Origin of the sequence: Tenacibaculum piscium, assembly GCF_021390755.1 — a bacterium.
GTDB classification, from domain to species: domain Bacteria; phylum Bacteroidota; class Bacteroidia; order Flavobacteriales; family Flavobacteriaceae; genus Polaribacter; species Polaribacter piscius.
Genome location: NZ_JAJGWR010000012.1, coordinates 1 through 17,682, shown reverse-complemented (window position 1 = coordinate 17,682; position 17,682 = coordinate 1). Strand labels below are relative to the sequence as shown.

Annotated in this window: 14 protein-coding genes, 4 tRNA genes and 1 rRNA gene; 15 read left to right on the top strand and 4 right to left on the bottom strand. The window is 31.4% G+C overall.

Features of this window, described 5'->3' with window-relative positions:
* Positions 1-11 precede the first annotated feature (11 nt).
* The 4 genes from rrf to L0U72_RS11340 all read left to right on the top strand — a co-directional run bounded on the left by rrf (position 12) and on the right by L0U72_RS11340 (position 4,812).
* Positions 12-120, top strand: a 5S ribosomal RNA gene (gene rrf / locus L0U72_RS11355).
* A 540-nt stretch (positions 121-660) separates the two neighbouring features.
* Positions 661-2,757: a phosphate acetyltransferase gene (gene pta / locus L0U72_RS11350; protein ID WP_233899309.1), complete on the top strand. Its 2,097-nt coding sequence runs from the start codon at positions 661-663 to the stop codon at positions 2,755-2,757.
* Positions 2,758-2,785: 28 nt separating this feature from the next.
* Complete coding sequence (locus L0U72_RS11345) at positions 2,786-3,988, top strand: acetate/propionate family kinase (protein WP_233899307.1); 1,203 nt, start codon at positions 2,786-2,788, stop codon at positions 3,986-3,988.
* Between the two features lie 26 nt (positions 3,989-4,014).
* The gene (locus tag L0U72_RS11340) at positions 4,015-4,812 is read left to right on the top strand and encodes a tRNA pseudouridine synthase A (protein WP_233899305.1); all 798 of its coding nucleotides are present in this window, start codon (positions 4,015-4,017) and stop codon (positions 4,810-4,812) included.
* Positions 4,813-4,961: 149 nt separating this feature from the next.
* On the opposite strand, the gene L0U72_RS11335 is transcribed toward L0U72_RS11340, so the two are convergent.
* The 4 genes from L0U72_RS11335 to L0U72_RS11320 form a co-directional block, all read right to left on the bottom strand.
* A complete protein-coding gene (locus tag L0U72_RS11335; RefSeq protein WP_233899303.1) occupies positions 4,962-6,611 on the bottom strand; it encodes an ArnT family glycosyltransferase in 1,650 nt (549 codons plus the stop codon).
* A gap of 11 nt (positions 6,612-6,622) precedes the next feature.
* The gene (locus L0U72_RS11330) at positions 6,623-7,486 is read right to left on the bottom strand and encodes a lysylphosphatidylglycerol synthase transmembrane domain-containing protein (RefSeq protein ID WP_193699695.1); all 864 of its coding nucleotides are present in this window, start codon (positions 7,484-7,486) and stop codon (positions 6,623-6,625) included.
* Positions 7,479-8,432, bottom strand: a complete 954-nt coding sequence (locus L0U72_RS11325; protein WP_233897319.1) for a glycosyltransferase family 2 protein — start codon at positions 8,430-8,432, stop codon at positions 7,479-7,481. The genes L0U72_RS11330 and L0U72_RS11325 overlap by 8 nt, the downstream gene beginning before the upstream one ends.
* A gap of 82 nt (positions 8,433-8,514) precedes the next feature.
* The gene (locus tag L0U72_RS11320) at positions 8,515-9,657 is read right to left on the bottom strand and encodes an acyl-CoA dehydrogenase (RefSeq protein WP_233883753.1); all 1,143 of its coding nucleotides are present in this window, start codon (positions 9,655-9,657) and stop codon (positions 8,515-8,517) included.
* A gap of 100 nt (positions 9,658-9,757) precedes the next feature.
* On the opposite strand from L0U72_RS11320, the gene L0U72_RS11315 reads away from it, so the two are divergent.
* From L0U72_RS11315 to L0U72_RS11265, 11 genes are all read left to right on the top strand, one after another.
* Positions 9,758-10,816, top strand: a complete 1,059-nt coding sequence (locus L0U72_RS11315) for an anhydro-N-acetylmuramic acid kinase (RefSeq protein ID WP_233899301.1) — start codon at positions 9,758-9,760, stop codon at positions 10,814-10,816.
* A 206-nt stretch (positions 10,817-11,022) separates the two neighbouring features.
* A complete protein-coding gene (locus tag L0U72_RS11310; protein ID WP_233861319.1) occupies positions 11,023-12,255 on the top strand; it encodes a Glu/Leu/Phe/Val dehydrogenase dimerization domain-containing protein in 1,233 nt (410 codons plus the stop codon).
* 20 nt (positions 12,256-12,275) lie between these two features.
* Positions 12,276-13,748, top strand: a complete 1,473-nt coding sequence (nhaB, locus tag L0U72_RS11305) for a sodium/proton antiporter NhaB (RefSeq protein WP_233897321.1) — start codon at positions 12,276-12,278, stop codon at positions 13,746-13,748.
* An 83-nt stretch (positions 13,749-13,831) separates the two neighbouring features.
* The gene (locus tag L0U72_RS11300; protein WP_233883734.1) at positions 13,832-14,518 is read left to right on the top strand and encodes a MotA/TolQ/ExbB proton channel family protein; all 687 of its coding nucleotides are present in this window, start codon (positions 13,832-13,834) and stop codon (positions 14,516-14,518) included.
* Positions 14,518-14,910: an ExbD/TolR family protein gene (locus tag L0U72_RS11295; protein ID WP_101916799.1), complete on the top strand. Its 393-nt coding sequence runs from the start codon at positions 14,518-14,520 to the stop codon at positions 14,908-14,910. Before L0U72_RS11300 ends, L0U72_RS11295 begins: the two co-directional genes overlap by 1 nt.
* Positions 14,910-15,854: an energy transducer TonB family protein gene (locus L0U72_RS11290; protein WP_233899299.1), complete on the top strand. Its 945-nt coding sequence runs from the start codon at positions 14,910-14,912 to the stop codon at positions 15,852-15,854. Before L0U72_RS11295 ends, L0U72_RS11290 begins: the two co-directional genes overlap by 1 nt.
* Before the next feature lie 35 nt (positions 15,855-15,889).
* Positions 15,890-17,110, top strand: coding sequence for a bifunctional folylpolyglutamate synthase/dihydrofolate synthase (locus tag L0U72_RS11285; RefSeq protein WP_233899297.1), 1,221 nt, complete (start codon positions 15,890-15,892; stop codon positions 17,108-17,110).
* A 79-nt stretch (positions 17,111-17,189) separates the two neighbouring features.
* Positions 17,190-17,267, top strand: a tRNA-Val gene (locus L0U72_RS11280).
* A gap of 25 nt (positions 17,268-17,292) precedes the next feature.
* Positions 17,293-17,367: transfer RNA gene (locus L0U72_RS11275), tRNA-Val, on the top strand.
* A gap of 36 nt (positions 17,368-17,403) precedes the next feature.
* Positions 17,404-17,478 (top strand) — tRNA-Val (locus L0U72_RS11270).
* Positions 17,479-17,514: 36 nt separating this feature from the next.
* Positions 17,515-17,589: transfer RNA gene (locus L0U72_RS11265), tRNA-Val, on the top strand.
* Positions 17,590-17,682: the final 93 nt, after the last annotated feature.

Sequence of the window (17,682 nt, the reverse complement as noted above, 5' to 3'; positions counted from 1 at the left end):
CTGAAACATTTTAAGGTGATTATCGCAATGGGGCTCACCTCTTTCCATCCCGAACAGAGAAGTTAAGCCCATTTGCGCCGATGGTACTGCCAATGGTGGGAGAGTAGGTCGTTGCCTTTCTTTTAAAACCTCAATCTTTCTAGATTGAGGTTTTTTTTGTGCTAAATTGAAATGATTAAAGCCCTTTTTTAATATCTAAACGTTATGCTGAATTTATTTTAGCATCGTATAAAAACGAAGAACTACGTCAAATCAGAATGCAAAACTGAAATAAATTTAGGTTGACGGATTCTATTTCTTATTTTTCTCTGATATTTTTTTCAGATAAAATTTAAAACAGACTCTACTAATAATTACTACTACACGTTTACCTATCTGTTAAAAAGATTCTTTGAAATGACTGGATTTCATAAATAAAAACTAATTTATGAATTTACCGAAACTCAATAAATAGACTTAGCCCCGATTGAAGCTTTGTTTGAGCTCTTTTTTTGATTTTTCTTTAAAAAAAAGCGAGTGCGGAAAGCGGGAATAGCTTCTAATAAAAAATATCCATAATTATAAAATTAAACATAAAATACTATTAGCTTTTTATACTTTATTTAGATAACTGGCTTTATTATTTAAATATATAAACTAATTTTGTGAAAAATAAGAAAAATGAATAAAGCTGTTTATATCGCCGCAAGTGAAGCTAATTCAGGGAAATCTATGCTGAGTTTAGGATTGATGCAATTATTACTTCGTAAAAAACCTAAGGTTGGCTATTTTAGGCCAATTATTGATAATCCTACTAATGGAAAAAAAGACAATCATATAAATACCATTCTTAATTATTTTAATATAAAATGTGATTATGACGATTGCTATGCTTTTACAAGATCTGAATTAATTCAAAAATTAAATGATGATAAACAAGATGAAGTTATCAGTAAAATTATTGAAAAATATAAAGTTTTAGAAGAACAAAATGATTTCGTAATTGTAGAAGGAACTGATTTTTCAGACCATGGAGCAATTATTGAAATGGATTTAAATGTCTTAATTGCTAAAAATCTTGGAATTCCTGTTATTATAATTTCTGGAGGATTAAACAAAACATTAAATGAATTTATTCAAGGATTACGATTAACATACGATTCTTTTGTGAATAAAGAAGTGAAAGTAATTTCGGTTGTTGCCAATAAAATTGAAGCTTCAAATAGTAAGGTTATCATTAAAGAAGTTGGAAAAAATTTACCAAAAGATATTGCTATTAATGCAATTCCTATCAATAAAAAATTAAACAATCCTACGGTTAAAGAACTTTCAAAAGCGATTAATGCTAAAATTCTTTTTGGAGAAAAATTCCTAAATAATACTACTGGAGATATAAAAGTAGGAGCAGCACAATTAGCAAATTATTTACATCACTTAACAGCAGATTGCGTCGTTGTAACACCCTCTGATAGAGCAGATATTTTATTAGGAACTCTACAGGCAAATATTTCAACAAATTATCCTGCTATTTCGGGGATTGTTTTAACAGGTGGAATTGAGTTAAATTCATCAATTATTAAGCTAATTAAAGGACTCGAAAAAACCGTACCCATTCTATGGGTAAAAGAAGGAACTTTTGCCGTTACTACAAAATTAGGGAATGTAAGAGCACATATTTATGCCGAAAATATTGATAAAATAAAAATGTCTATCAATATTTTTGAAACTTTTGTTGATATCGAAACATTAACCGAAAAGTTAAGAACGTATAAAAAAACAGCCATTCTTACGCCAATAATGTTTCAGTATAATTTGTTGAAAAGAGCCAAAGAAGTAAAAAAACATATCGTTTTACCTGAAGGAAATGACGACAGAATTTTAATCGCAGCTTCACAACTTCAAAAAATAGGGGTTGTTAAATTAACTATTTTAGGAAAAAAAGTGCTTATAAAAGCGGCGGTAAAACGTTTAAATATTTCTTTTGATTTTGATGAAATTCAAATAATAAATCCTATTGAATCTGATTATTTTGCTGATTTTTCAAATACTTTATACGAGTTAAGAAAACACAAAGGATTAAGCCCTGCGATGGCGGAAGATTTAATGGCAGATGTTTCTTATTTTGGAACGATGATGGTTTATAAAGGCTTGGCTGATGGAATGGTTTCAGGTGCGGCACACACCACGCAACACACTATAAAACCTGCGTTACAGTTCATCAAAACAAAACCTGGATATTCGGTAGTTTCATCAATATTTTTTATGTGTTTAGAAGATAGAGTTTCTATTTTTGGTGATTGTGCAATTAATCCGAATCCGACAGCGGAACAATTAGCAGAAATTGCAATTTCATCCGCAGATTCGAGCATTGCTTTTGGAATTGATCCTAAAATAGCGATGTTGTCTTATTCTTCAGGAGCTTCAGGAAAAGGAGAAGATGTAGATACTGTTCGAAAAGCTACGGAAATTATCAAACAAAAAAGACCCGATTTAAAAGTAGAAGGTCCTATTCAATATGATGCAGCTGTTGATCCATCTATCGGAAAAAAGAAAATGCCAAATTCAAAAGTTGCAGGACAGGCAAATGTGTTAATTTTCCCTGATTTGAATACGGGAAATAATACGTATAAAGCGGTGCAAAGAGAAACAGGAGCCTTAGCAATTGGTCCAATGTTGCAAGGATTAAATAAACCTGTGAACGATTTAAGTAGAGGATGTACGGTAGATGATATTTTTAATACCATCATTTTAACCGCAATTCAAGCACAAGATTCATAAGATTTATAAAATTTTGACAATAAAAAACATGAAAATATTAGTTATAAATTCGGGTAGTTCTTCTATAAAATATCAATTAATTGAAATGCCAACCCAAAAAGTGATTTGTGTAGGTTTAATTGAAAGAATTGGCTTGGAAAAAAGTGTAGTTCACTATAAATCCGAAGAAAATAAAAGTAAAGAAGTTCTTGAAATTAAAAATCATAAAGAAGGATTACAAAAAGTAGTAAACTTATTATTAGATGAAAAAATAGGCGTAATTACTTCAACAAATGAAATAAATGTAGTGGCACATAGAGTGGTTCACGGTGGCGATTCCTTCAAAAAAACAGCCGTAGCAACTTCCGAAGTTAAAAAGAAAATTGAAGATTTATTCTCATTAGCGCCGCTTCATAATCCTGCAAATTTAGAAGGCATCAAAGTTGCCGAAACTATTTTTAAAGAGGCAATTCAAGTTGCTTCTTTCGATACGGCATTTCATCAAACGATCCCGATAAAAGCGTATAAATTTGCGATTCCAAATAAATTTTTAACAGAAAATAAAATTCGATTATACGGTTTTCATGGAACAAGTCATAAATATGTTTCTGAAAAAGCCATCGAATATTTACATAAAAACAACTATTTACAACAAGATAAATCTAAAATTATAACCATTCATTTAGGAAATGGCTGTAGTATTACGGCTATCGAAAACGGCATTAGTATCGACCATAGTTTAGGGTTTAGCCCTGTTACAGGTTTAATTATGGGATCTCGTTCGGGCGATATTGACCATTCGTTAATTTTTTATCTGATACATAATTTAGGTTATGACGCGAAACATGTAAGCGATATGTTGCAAAAGGAAAGCGGAATGTTAGGTTTAACAGGTTTGAGCGATTTGCGTGATATTGAAGAAGCGGCAGAAAAAGGCGATAAAAATTGCCAGTTGGCGTTGGATATGAATGCGTATCGAATTAAAAAATATATTGGTTCTTATATTGCGGTGATGAATGGCGTTGATGCGATTGTTTTTACCGCAGGAATTGGCGAAAATTCGGTGATTATTAGAAAATTAGCCTGTACCGATTTGGAATATTTTGGCATCGAATTAGATGAACAAAAAAATGATGTAAAAGCTAGAAAATTAACAGAAATTCATAAAGAAACATCCAAAGTAAAAATATTGGTAATTCCAACCAATGAAGAATTAGAAATAGCAAAACAATCGTATGATTTATTACAATAACAATAACAAAATGAAATAATAAAATAATGAATTACAAAAACACGTATTTAGTTACGATTCAATATTTAGGTTTTCGTTTTCACGGTTGGCAAAAACAGCCGAATTTAAAAACAGGGCATTTATTTTTAGATAAAACATTAAAATTTATTTTTAAAGGAATCCGTTTGAAAAGTTTGGGCGTTGGAAGAACCGATGCAAGAGTATCGGCAACTCATTTTGCTTTTCAATTATTTATTGATGAAAATGTAGATTTTGAGCAATTTATGCTTGATTTTAATGCCAATGCGCCTGGCGATATGCGGGCATTAAAAATTGAAAATATTGATAAAAAATTCAATATAATTCAGCATCCGAAGATAAAAGAATATCGTTATTATTTTTCGTATGGAGAAAAAAATCATCCGTATGCCGCACCTTTTTTAACCCGTTTTAGAGATCAGTTAGATTTAGAAATAATGAAAGAAGGCGCTCAATTGTTTGAAGGTTTTCATAATTTTAAACGTTATTGTACAAAACCATCCGAAGAAACAAAGGTTGAAAGAATAATTGAATATTGTCGAATTGAAAAAAATACGGAATTAACAGCTTCTTTTTTCCCGAAGGAAAGTTTTGTTTTAATTGTTAGGGGCGAAGGTTTTTTAAGAAATCAAATTCGCTTAATTATGGGCGGATTGCACAGTTTAGGAAAAGGAGAATATGATTTAGATTTTATAAAAGACAGTTTAAATCCTGAAACGGATATCGAATTTATTAAAAATATCGCGCCCGCTTCAGGATTACATTTGCATAAACTAGACTTTAAAAATTTAGATGCTGAAAATTAATTTCAGAAATTTAAGATAAAGGTTTCTAAGAGCTTGTTTAAATTTTATTCCAAAATTTTTTGTAACATCAAAATAGTATGGCAAGGGGTTTTAACCCCTTGCCGTCATTTTTTGCCACTATATTTTTTCAGATGAAATTTAAACAGTTTCTAATTTAAAGAAGGTTTTATTTTCAGTAAATAAACATTGCTAAGTTTTGAGTTTCTTGTCTTTGGATTTAAAAATTTTAAATTTAGCTTTGTAACTCTAAAGTGATCTACTTGGTATTTTTCATCAATAATAAAACCATCTTTTTGAATAGTTTCTAAAGAAACATTTCGAATCACAAGCCACACTTCTTTATCCAACGCTTTTAATTCTTGCTTGGTAATATGAGGTGTGTTTCTTTGTGTATAAAAATCTAATGTCCAACAAAAATCGTCCTCATATAAAAAAACATCGTTTAAATTTATGCTATCATTTTCATTGATAATTTTAGCTATTTTGATACCGCCCTGATATTGTAATAATTCAGGATAAAAATAAGAATTCAGTATAAAATTGACAAAAACCATCAATAAAACCGAGTTTATGACTATTTTATTGGAAAATTCTTCCTTTTTGAAGATGCTCAATAAAAGAAATAATAATAAAATAAAACTTACCAATATGATTAAAATACTTGGTGTGTTAAAAGTGAAAAATAACAGTAAAATACTGATAATAACAATTAATGATGCTATAAAATAAAGAATACCTACAAATACTTTTAATGTTTTTTGTTGAGTATCTTTTTTTAAATTGTATAAAATTCCTGCGGTAAAAATAGCCAATAACGGCAATAACGGATTTAAATAATGCGGTAATTTGAATTTTGAAAAACTGATGATAAGAAGTGTTATTAAAACACCTCCGATGGTTAAAAATTCAACTCCAGAAGTGTTTTTACACTTGTTTTGTATCCATTTTTTTAATTGATAAAACATGCCGTAATACATTAAAAATGCCCACGGTAAAAAGACCCAAAGTAAGGAATGAAAAAAGAAAAAATAATCGGGGCTACTTTGGTTGAAACCTTTTGCTGTAGCTCTATTTACATTTTGATTCCATAAAATAAATTCAACACCTTCCCAGCCAAATTGAAGATAATACGCATATAAAACAGGCGTAATACTCAAAAAGAAAACTAAAAGAGCCAATAGTATTTTATACGAAAAAAGTGCTTTGTAATTTTTAGTATATATAATATGACTAAAAAGTGAAAAGAGAATAATTGCAACGCCGTAAAAACCTTTTGTTGAAAAGGAAATTCCCATGGCAATTGCTCCTAAAACAATATTTACTGTTTTTTTAGTCGATACATATTCAAATAATTGCCATATCGCAAAAATGGTAGCGCCTGTTAAAACGGCATCTGTACGCACATCATGATTTGCTAAAATAATAGATTGACTTGTTAAAAAAATCAACGAACCGTAATGAGCTACGCTTTTATCATAGAGTTTTTTTGTCAATTGAAAAACGGAATAAGCGCCAATTATTGTCGCCAATATAGACGGAATTCGATATGCCCATTCGTGTAATCCGAAAATTTTAAATGAAAGTCCCGCCAACCAAAAGTGCATGTGAGGTTTGTCTAAATACGGGTTTTCTCCTTTTAATAATTCTGCAAAATTATCTGATAAAAACATGCGCATTCCCATGGTTGCATGTTGTGCAGAATCATTCGCCATTAAAGGAATGAAGATTCCTACAAAATAAACGAGCGCTATTAAAATATATAAATATTTACTATTTTTTTGTTCGTAAAAAAAGTTCATATAGTGATTTTTTATTTTGAAGATATTGTTTTCAAACTAAGTTTATAAAGAATAAAAAATACGCCAACTAAAGAAATTAATGCCGTAATAATATTAAAAGAAAGTCCGATGCTAATGGCAATTGCTTCATCGGTTGCTAAAAAAGTGGAAGCTTTTAAAAAAACATATTCTCTCGCACCAAAACCCGCAAACGAAACCACCGAAAGTACCGAAGAAATCAAAAAAGTAAAACAATAACCCAAAATATTGGCAACTTCCAGTTTAAAAGCGTGAATAAAACTAATAATTGTTCCTAATTGAAATAATTGAATTACGATTGAATATAAAAAACTATACGTATAATAGTCGTTTGTTTTTTTGAAAATTCGTGCTAAAATTATTTTCCCCAAGAAAAATGACAATAAAGAAGCCATAATTCCAACTATCAAAATGAATGAATTGGAGAAAAATAAATAACTCGACATCAATATCAATAAAAATAAAATAGCTAATAAACCAATTAATCGATCAATAAAAACACATTTTGTAAGCTCTTTGGCTTTCCATCCAAACTGTTTATGTAAGATAAATACTTTGTAAGCATCGCCACCAACGCCTCCAGGAATGAAAAAATTATAAAACATTCCAACAAAATAAAGTTTTAAATTGCTGGAATGGTTTAATAAAAAATCATTTTGATGAAAAATATAATTTAATCGAATTGATGATATAAATTGTGAAAAAACAAATAAAACAATTGACAATAAAAGATAAAAAGTATCTGAATTTTTATATAAAGCTAGTATTTGATTAAAATCAATTTTTGTAAACACAAAGTATAAGAGCAAACAACTTACACCAATTTTTGCAATTGTTTTAAAGAGTTTTTTATTCACTGATATGAATTTTTCGGATTGTATAAGGTCGTTTATTTTGCGATTCGTAATAAGTTCTCATTAATAAATCGGCAATAATACCAACGGTAAAAAACTGAATACTGATAACCACAAAAATTACCCCAACAATTAATAAAGGTCGTCCCCAAATATCTTCTCCTAAAAGTTTTAAAATCAGTAAGTAAAAATTAATTCCTAAACCGATAAACATAAAAAATAATCCGAAATTACCGAATAAATGAATCGGGCGTTGTAGGTATTTTCTTTGGAAGATAATTAAGACAATATCGTTAATTACTTTGATAGTTCTACCTAATCCGTATTTTGAAACACCGTGCATTCTAGCGTGATGTTTTACAGGAACTTGGGCAATTCTAGCGCCGTTTAAATGTGCTAATAAATTAATAAAACGGTGCATTTCACCATATAAATTTAAACTTTTAGCAATGTCTTTCTTGAAAACTTTAATCGCACATCCTTGATCTTTTAAATCTAAACGAGTGGCTTTTCTAATTAAAAAGTTCGCAATTTTTGAAGGAAAAGTTTTAAAAATAGAGTCTTTTCTTTTGGCTCTAATTCCCGTAACAACATCCCAATCTTCACTGTGTGCTTTTTCAATCATCTGCGGAATATCCGAAGGGTCATTTTGCATATCGCCATCGAGAGTAACTACATAATCACCTTTTGCATAGTCAAAACCTGCGGCTAGCGCTAAACTTTGCCCGTAGTTTTTACGAAGTTCAATAAGAACTACGTTTGGGTTTTTCATACTGTTGATGTTTTTCTTGGTGTTATCCGTAGAAAAATCATCAATAAAAATTATTTCATAATCAAAACCTTTTAAACCATTAATTACACCTTCTGTTAAAGGAATTACATTGTCTTCCTCATTATATACGGGGATAAGTACAGAGATATAACCATAGTTTTTTTTGTCAACTAGCATAGATAATTATTTTGTGTGGCAAATTTACTATAATTTACGATAAAGATTTACAGTAAAGAATGTTATTATTTTAGGTTTAAAATTAATTTTTAAGAATACTTCTTGAAATTACTATTTTTTGAATTTCTGATGTTCCTTCGTAAATTTGAGTAATTTTCGCATCACGCATTAAACGCTCTACATGATAGTCTTTTACAAAACCATTTCCTCCATGAATTTGCACAGCTTCTACCGATTGTTCCATCGCCACTTTTGAAGCGTATAATTTTGCCATTGCGCCAGAAGTGTCATAATTATTTCCTTGGTCTTTGTCCCAAGCGGCTTTCATCACTAACATTCTTGCGGCTTCAATTTCGGTGTACATATCGGCAAGTTTAAAGGCAATTGCTTGATGATTGCAAATTTCTGTACCAAAAGTTTTACGTTCTTTTGAATATTTCAACGCCAATTCGTATGCTCCAGAAGCAATTCCTAAAGCCTGTGCCGCAATTCCGATTCTTCCTCCAGCTAAGGTTTTCATAGCGAATTTAAAGCCAAAACCATCTTCACCAATTCTATTTTCTTTGGGAACTTTTACGTTGTTAAACTGCAACGTATGCGTATCTGAACCACGGATTCCTAATTTATCTTCTTTAGGACCAATATGAAAACCTTCTGTTCCTTTTTCAACGATAAAAGCATTGATTCCTTTGTGTTTTTTACTGCGATCTGTTTGTGCGATAACCAAATAAACATCGGCACGCCCACCGTTTGTAATCCAGTTTTTTGTTCCGTTGATTAGATAATGATCGTCTTTTTCTTCGGCAGTGGTTGCTTGTGATGTTGCGTCAGAACCTGCCTCTGGTTCACTCAAACAAAACGCTCCGATTTGTTCGCCAGTAGCTAATTTTGTTAAGTATTTTTGTTTTTGCTCTTCCGTTCCAAAAGCTTCTAAACCGTAACAAACTAACGAATTATTTACAGAAACCATTACCGATGCCGACGCATCAATTTTAGATAACTCCTCCATAATTAATACATACGAAATAGTGTCCATACCACTTCCGCCATATTTTGGATGCACCATAATTCCCATAAAACCAAGATTACCCATTTTTCGGACTAATTCTTGTGGAAATTCTTGCTTGTTATCTCTTTCAATTACGCCTGGTAATAATTCGGTTTGAGCAAAATCGCGCGCTGCATCACGAATCATGATATGTTCTTCTGTTAAACTAAAATCCATAATTTCTGATAATTTAATAATTGTTAAATTCGTAAAAAATTCAACCAAAGATACTTTTTTAATAGCATATTTTTAGCAGTGTTTTATTATTTTTACAGATATGAATGATGATTTTTATTTTATAATAGGATTGATGTCTGGCACATCATTAGATGGAATTGATTTGGTATATGTTCAGTTTGATAAAAAAAATTATAAGAATTTTAATATTTTATCTGCTGCAACTATTTCTTATACGGATGTTTGGAAACGTAAATTACAAACAGCTATTTCTTTTTCAAAAGAAGCTTTACTTGAATTAGATATTGAGTATGCGGTTTTATTATCAGAAGAAATTAATGTATTTATCAAAAAAAATAACATTAATTATATTGATTTTATCGCCTCGCACGGACATACAATTTTGCATCAACCCGATAAAGGAATTACGCTTCAAATTGGTCATGGAAAAATTATATCAGAAAAAACCAAGCAAAAAGTAATTTGCGATTTTAGAACTCAAGATGTTGCGTTGGGCGGTCAAGGCGCGCCACTTGTTCCGATTGGTGATGAACTATTATTTTCGCAGTATGATTTTTGTGTAAATCTTGGTGGTTTTGCGAATGTTTCTTATCAAGAAAAAGCACAACGAATTGCTTTTGATATTTGTCCTGTAAATATTGTTTTGAATCATTATGTACAAAAATTAGGTTTTCCGTATGATGATAAAGGACAAATAGCAAAATCATCAAAAATAAATGAAGAATTATTGGGGAAATTAAACGCCTTAGATTTTTATAAAAAATCGGCACCAAAATCATTGGGTTTAGAATGGGTTCAAGAAATTATTTTTCCATTAATTGACGCATCAGAAAAAAATATTCCTATTATTTTACGAACTTTTATTGAACATTCAGCGATTCAAATTGGTAAAATAATCCATAAAAATGACGCTGTTTTAATAACAGGCGGTGGTGTTTTTAACGATTTCTTAATAAACAGAATTGAATTTTATGCAGAACAAAAAATTGAAATACCATCAAAAGGACTTATTAATTATAAAGAAGCGTTGATTTTTGCTTTTTTAGGACTCTTACGTTCTGAAAATCAAGTGAATTGCTTAGAAAGTGTTACAGGAGCAAAAAAAGATCATTCTTCGGGTGTTATTTTTAACAAATAGTTGGCGTTTTTTAATTTAAAAAATTTCAGCTATCACTTTTTTATAGTAAGTTTGTGATAGTATGTTTTAATCTATTTTGATAATAATTAAAAAATAAATAAATGAATCAACTTTAGCTTTTTTACAGATAGTATTCGATTTGCAGAAAAAGAAAGTAAAAACGTTTTAAAAAACGTAATTAAGAACATTTATTAAAATATTATAGGATGAAAGAATTACTTAAAATATACGAGAACAAAGAACCAGAAATCGTTTTTCATTGGAGAGATCAAGAAACAGCAGCCGAAGGTTGGACAGTTATCAATTCTTTAAGAGGAGGTGCTGCCGGTGGTGGAACCAGAATGCGTAAAGGTTTAAATAAAAATGAAGTTTTGTCTTTGGCTAAAACAATGGAAGTGAAATTTACAGTTTCAGGACCTGCAATTGGTGGCGCAAAATCAGGAATTAATTTTGACCCCAACGATCCAAGAAAAAGAGGCGTTTTAGAACGTTGGTATAAAGCGGTAACGCCGTTATTAAAACATTATTATGGTACAGGAGGTGATTTAAATGTTGATGCAGATAAAGATGTAATTCCTATTACAGAGAGTTGTGGTGTTTGGCATCCGCAGGAAGGAATTTTTAACGGACATTTTAAGCCAACTGAAGCTGATAAAATTAATAGAATAGGACAATTACGTCAAGGCGTAATTAAGGTAATTGAAGATAAACAATTTTCACCTGATTTATCAAGGAAATATACCGTTGCAGATATGCTAACAGGATACGGTGTTGCCGAAGCAGTTAAGCATTATTATAATATTTACGGAGGAACAATTATCGATAAAAGAGCAATCGTTCAGGGGTTTGGAAATGTTGGTTCAGCAGCAGCATATTATTTAACACAATTAGGTGCTAAAGTTGTTGGTATTATCGATAGAGAAGGCGGAGTTATAAATGAAGAAGGATTTTCTTTGGAAGAAATGACGGAATTATTTTTAGCTAAAGATGGAAATAAATTAGTTTCTAATAAAATGATTCCTTTTGATGAAATTAATCAAAAAATCTGGAGTTTACCAGCTGAAATATTTGTGCCAGCAGCAGCATCAAGATTAATATCTCAAGAGCAAGTACAAAAAATGATTGATACAGGTTTAGAGGTAATATCGCCAGGAGCAAATGTTCCTTTTGCTGATAAAGAAATTTTCTTCGGACCTATTATGGAATATACGGATAATCATCTAAGTTTATTACCAGACTTTATTTCAAATTGTGGTATTGCAAGAGTTTTTGCTTATTTAATGGAAGCTAAAATAACATTGCCAATGCAAGATGAAGCTATCTTTAACGATACTTCAAACACCATAAAAAAAGCACTACAAAGAACTTTTTCTAAAAGTGCTTCAAAAACAAAAATTTGTTCAACAGCTTTTGAAATCGCTTTAAAAGAGTTGGTTTAAAGGCATAATAAATAAAAATGATGTTTAAATATTTTTTAGGGAACAGCCCTAAGTGGTTTAAAATAACCATGATTAGTTTTTTAATTTTTAACGTGTTTTCCTTCTTTGTATTGGGAAAAACAATAACCGCCTGGCTTTTTATAGCCGAATTTATTTTTTCATTGGCGATGGCGTTAAAGTGTTATCCACTTTTAACGGGTGGTTTGTTAGCTATTCAAGCTGTAGCTTTAGGATTGACAACAGCTAAAAATGCCTATCATGAAGTCGCTCAGAATTTAGAAGTAGTGTTGCTTTTAGTATTCATGGTGGCGGGTATTTATTTTATGAAACCTTTATTGATGTTTATTTTTAGTAAGGTTTTTACCAAAATAAAATCAAAAGTATTGTTATCATTATTATTTGTTTTTTTATCAGCAGTTTTATCAGCATTTTTAGATGCATTAACAGTAACAGCGGTATTAATTAGTGTTGCCGTTGGTTTTTATGGCGTGTATCATAAAATTCATTCGAGTTCTGCAGATTATGATCATGATGGAGTTTTAGATAGAGTTGAATTAAGTGGTGAAACATTAGATCAATTTCGTGGTTTTTTACGTAGTTTAATTATGCACGGTGTTGTGGGTACAGCTCTTGGAGGAGTTTGTACGTTAGTTGGTGAGCCTCAAAATTTATTAATCGGTGAACGATTAGGTTGGGATTTTGTTCAGTTTTTCTTAAAAATGGCACCTATTACGTTACCTGTTTTAGCAGCAGGAATGCTAACAACGGTTATTTTAGAATTAACAGGTTGGTTTGGTTTTGGAGATAAATTGCCAACGGTAGCGGCAAATATCATCAGTAAATATACCGAAGAAGAAGACGCTAAAAGAACAGATAAAGAAAAATATGCTTTAATTGTTCAGGGAGTATCTGCATTATTATTAATCGCAGGTTTGGCGTTACATATTGCACCTGTTGGTTTTATCGGGTTAGCATTAATTATTGTACAAACAGCATTTACAGGTATTATTGATGAACATCAATTAGGACCTGCTTTTGAAGAAGCATTGCCTTTTACAGGATTATTAGTAGTCTTTTTTGTCGTAGTAGCAATGATTCACGATCAACATTTATTTAGTCCAATAATTCACTGGGCATTAAGTCAAGATCCAGCATCTCAACCAGGATTATTTTATGTAGCAAACGGGTTTTTATCAGCAATTAGTGATAATGTATTCGTAGCAACTGTTTATATTGGTGAGGTAGAACAGGCTTTTAAAAATGGAGATATAACAAGAGAACATTTTGAAAAATTAGCTATCGCAATTAATACAGGTACTAATTTACCAAGTGTTGCAACACCTAACGGACAAGCAGCATTTTTGTTCTTATTAACATCATCTTTAGCCCCGTTAATTAATTTATCGTACGGTAAAATGGTGAAAATGGCATTTCCTTATACCATTGTTTTAGGAGGATTAGGCTATATTATGGTAAAGCTATTATTATCTTAAATTAATAAAAAAAAATAGTGTATTTTTAAATCCTGAATTTATATTCAGGATTTTTTTAGTATTTATAAAATAAAATTACGTGCATGTTAGGATACATTCAAGATGATACAGGTTTGATAAACGAGGTATCAAAAGAAAAAACATTATCAATAATTCAATTGATTAAAGACGGTGGAGTAGGTGGTCAAATTATTATTGCCATCTTATTTGTGCTTTTAGCCGTGGCATTATATATTTATTTTGAACGTTTTTTTGCCATTAAAGAAGCATCAAAAGTGGACAAAAATTTTATGAACGAAATTAGAGATTTTGTTACAAGTGGAAATTTAGAAAGTGCCAAAGAATTATGTGAAACAACCAATTCACCCACAGCACGATTAATCGGAAAAGGAATTTCGAGAATCGGAAAACCATTAGAAGATATCAATAAAGCGATTGAAAATGCAGGGAAATTGGAAGTCTATCAACTCGAAAAAAATGTTTCTGTAATCGCCACTATCGCAGGAGCTGCTCCTATGATTGGTTTTCTAGGAACGGTAATTGGAATGATTATTGCCATTCATGAAATAGCAAATTCTGGTGGACAAATCGATATAAAATTATTGTCTGATGGATTATATACTGCCATGACAACAACGGTTGCGGGTTTAATTGTTGGAATTATATCGTATATAACCTACAATCATTTGGTGGTTCGTACCGATAAAGTAGTGTATCAAATGGAAGCAATATCAGTAGATTTTTTAGACCTATTAAATGAACCTGTATAATGAATTTAAAAGGAAGAAATAAAGTTGATCCAAGTTTTAATATGTCGTCAATGACGGATATTGTTTTTTTATTGTTGATATTTTTCATGCTAACATCAACCTTAGTTACCGTAAATGCGATTGATGTTTTATTGCCAAAAGCAGGAGGGAAAACCGAAAATAATACTGCCGTAGCCGTTACGATAACCGAAAATTCTTCTTTTTATATTGATAAAACAAAAGTAAGTGCCGATAATTTAGAAAGAAGAATTCTAGAAAAAATGGGTACGGATAAAAAGAAAACATTAGTGATTAGAGGTGATCAAAATGTACCTTATAAAAATGTGATGAATGTAATTGACATCGCTAATAGAAATAAATTGAAGATGATTTTGGCGGTAAAAGCAAAGTAATGAAGATATTGGAAACAGCACATAAACGAAAATCAGCAATTATTACAGCCCTTATTTTGATGCTTTTACTTTTTGGGATTTTTAATTTCGGAATGAAGTATTTAGATCCTCCAATTGAATATGGACTGGCGATTAATTTTGGGGATGCTGAGGTTGGAAGTGGCGAACCTGTGGAAAATACAAAATCGGAAACAACAGCACAATCCGAACAAGAAATTGAAGATGAAATTCAAGAAGATTTTGAAGAAGATCTTCAAGAAGTAGAAGAAGATTTGCAAGAAATAATGGAGGCTTCCGATGAAATTATTACGGATGATATTATAACCGATCAGACCAAAAAAGATGTTCCCACTGTTGATAAATCAGTAGAAAAAGAAAAATTATCAGCAGAAAAAACGACTAAAACACCTCAAAAAAAGACGGCAAAAAAAACGAATCAAAAAGAAAATAAGAAAGAAAACAAGAAAGAAAACAAGAAAGACGTTAAAAAAATAACTCCAAAACCATCAAAACAAACCACCGATGCTTTAAATAGTTTGCTTGGCGGAACTTCTAAAAATGCTAAAGCAAAAGGGGAAGGAGATGATACACAATCAGGAACAAAAGGAAACAAAAATGGCGATCCAAATTCAAGTAAATATTACGGAAATTCAGGAAGCGGTTCTGGCGGTAATTATAATTTAGCAGGACGTAAAGCCCTTTCAAAACCAATTAAAAAACCAGATTGCCAAGAAGAAGGAACAATTGTAGTGAGCATTGAAGTAGATCAAAATGGAAAAGTTATTAAAGCACAAACAGGTGGTTTAAAAGGAAGTACAAGTTCCGCTCCTTGCCTAGAAAAAGCAGCCAAACAAGCCGCCTTAAAAACCAAATGGAATGCTGATCAAAATGCACCCCAAAAACAACGAGGAACAATTATCTACAAATTCTCTTTGTCACAATAATAAATAGCAGTTTTAAAATATTTCACAAAATATAAATGACCTATCAACAAACCTTAGATTGGCTATTTTCTCAGTTGCCAATGTATCAACGAGAAGGAAAAACAGCCTTTAAAAAAGACCTAACAAACAGCATTGCATTAAGTAATGAATTAAAAAATCCTGAAAGAAAATTTAAAACAATTCACGTAGGCGGAACCAATGGAAAAGGTTCTACAAGCCATATGATTGCTAGTGTTTTACAAGAAGCAGGCTATAAAGTTGGTTTATACACATCGCCACATTTAAAAAATTTTACAGAACGGATTCGAATTAATGGACAAGAAATTCCAACGGGAAATGTTATCGAATTTGTAGCTGAAAATAAAAGCTTTTTAGAAGCTCAAAAATTGTCGTTTTTTGAAATGACCGTAGGAATGGCTTTTGATTATTTTGCTAAACAAAAAGTCGATATCGCTATTATTGAAGTCGGTTTAGGAGGGAGATTAGATTCTACCAATATTATTACGCCAGAAGTTGCTGTAATTACAAATATAGGATTAGATCATACGCAATTTTTAGGCGAAACATTACCCGAAATAGCTTTCGAAAAAGCAGGAATTATAAAAGAAAATATACCTGTTGTTATTGGCGAACGACAACAAGATGTTGAGCATATTTTTTTAGAAAAAGCCCTTTCTTGTAAGGCAAAAATAGTATTTGCTTCGGATGAATTAACTACCTATAAAACCGATTTATTAGGCGATTATCAAGCTAAAAATACAAAAACAGCGGTGAAAGCAATACAGCAATTAGAGGGGTTTGTTGTTTCTGATGAAAATATCAAAAATGGATTTTTAAAAGTAGTCGAAAACACCAATTTAAAAGGACGTTGGCAAATTTTACAAGAAAATCCAAAAATTATTTGCGACACCGCACATAATAAAGAAGGATTAACGTACACTTTAAATCAATTAAAAAAAGAAGTAGAAAACGAGAAATTTGAGAAATTACATATTGTTTTAGGAGTTGTTGCTGATAAAGATTTGGCGGCTATTTTGCCAATGTTTCCTAAAAAAGCAATTTATTATTTCTGTAAACCAAATATTCCAAGAGGATTATCCGAAGAAATTTTAAAAGAACAAGCGAAGCAATTTAATTTAATAGGAGAATCTTTTAATTCTGTAAATCAGGCTTTTGAACAAGCAAAATTAAATGCAAATGATAAAGATGGTATCTATATTGGAGGAAGTACCTTTGTTGTTGCCGAAGTTTTATGAAAAAAAAGTCAAAAAAACCTGAAAAAAGCATTGCTATATTAAATAAGTGTTATATATTTGCACCCGCAATTAGCTTATAGGGCGCGTAGCTCAGTTGGTTCAGAGCACTTGGTTTACACCCAAGGGGTCAGGGGTTCGAATCCCTTCGCGCCCACCAAAAGCTTAAAAGGTTAATTGCATTAGGGCGCGTAGCTCAGTTGGTTCAGAGCACTTGGTTTACACCCAAGGGGTCAGGGGTTCGAATCCCTTCGCGCCCACATAGATTATTAGTTAAAGTTAAATATATTGTTTTAGGGCGCGTAGCTCAGTTGGTTCAGAGCACTTGGTTTACACCCAAGGGGTCAGGGGTTCGAATCCCTTCGCGCCCACATAGATTATTAGTTAAAGTTAAATATATTGTTTTAGGGCGCGTAGCTCAGTTGGTTCAGAGCACTTGGTTTACACCCAAGGGGTCAGGGGTTCGAATCCCTTCGCGCCCACCGAAAGTCTCATCAAAATTTGATGAGACGTCTCTTAGCTCCGTAGGTTCATAGCACTTGGTTTACACGCTTGGGGTCAGGGGTTCGAATCTC

Bases quoted from the DNA above. Each gene is read 5' to 3' on its own strand.
- pta (WP_233899309.1), top strand. From the start codon at position 661: ATGAATAAAGCTGTTTATATCGCCGCAAGTGAAGCTAATTCAGGGAAA.
- L0U72_RS11345 (WP_233899307.1), top strand. From the start codon at position 2,786: ATGAAAATATTAGTTATAAATTCGGGTAGTTCTTCTATAAAATATCAA.
- L0U72_RS11340 (WP_233899305.1), top strand. From the start codon at position 4,015: ATGAATTACAAAAACACGTATTTAGTTACGATTCAATATTTAGGTTTT.
- L0U72_RS11335 (WP_233899303.1), bottom strand. From the start codon at position 6,611: ATGAACTTTTTTTACGAACAAAAAAATAGTAAATATTTATATATTTTA.
- L0U72_RS11325 (WP_233897319.1), bottom strand. From the start codon at position 8,432: ATGCTAGTTGACAAAAAAAACTATGGTTATATCTCTGTACTTATCCCC.
- L0U72_RS11320 (WP_233883753.1), bottom strand. From the start codon at position 9,657: ATGGATTTTAGTTTAACAGAAGAACATATCATGATTCGTGATGCAGCG.
- L0U72_RS11315 (WP_233899301.1), top strand. From the start codon at position 9,758: ATGAATGATGATTTTTATTTTATAATAGGATTGATGTCTGGCACATCA.
- L0U72_RS11310 (WP_233861319.1), top strand. From the start codon at position 11,023: ATGAAAGAATTACTTAAAATATACGAGAACAAAGAACCAGAAATCGTT.
- nhaB (WP_233897321.1), top strand. From the start codon at position 12,276: ATGTTTAAATATTTTTTAGGGAACAGCCCTAAGTGGTTTAAAATAACC.
- L0U72_RS11300 (WP_233883734.1), top strand. From the start codon at position 13,832: ATGTTAGGATACATTCAAGATGATACAGGTTTGATAAACGAGGTATCA.
- L0U72_RS11295 (WP_101916799.1), top strand. From the start codon at position 14,518: ATGAATTTAAAAGGAAGAAATAAAGTTGATCCAAGTTTTAATATGTCG.
- L0U72_RS11290 (WP_233899299.1), top strand. From the start codon at position 14,910: ATGAAGATATTGGAAACAGCACATAAACGAAAATCAGCAATTATTACA.
- L0U72_RS11285 (WP_233899297.1), top strand. From the start codon at position 15,890: ATGACCTATCAACAAACCTTAGATTGGCTATTTTCTCAGTTGCCAATG.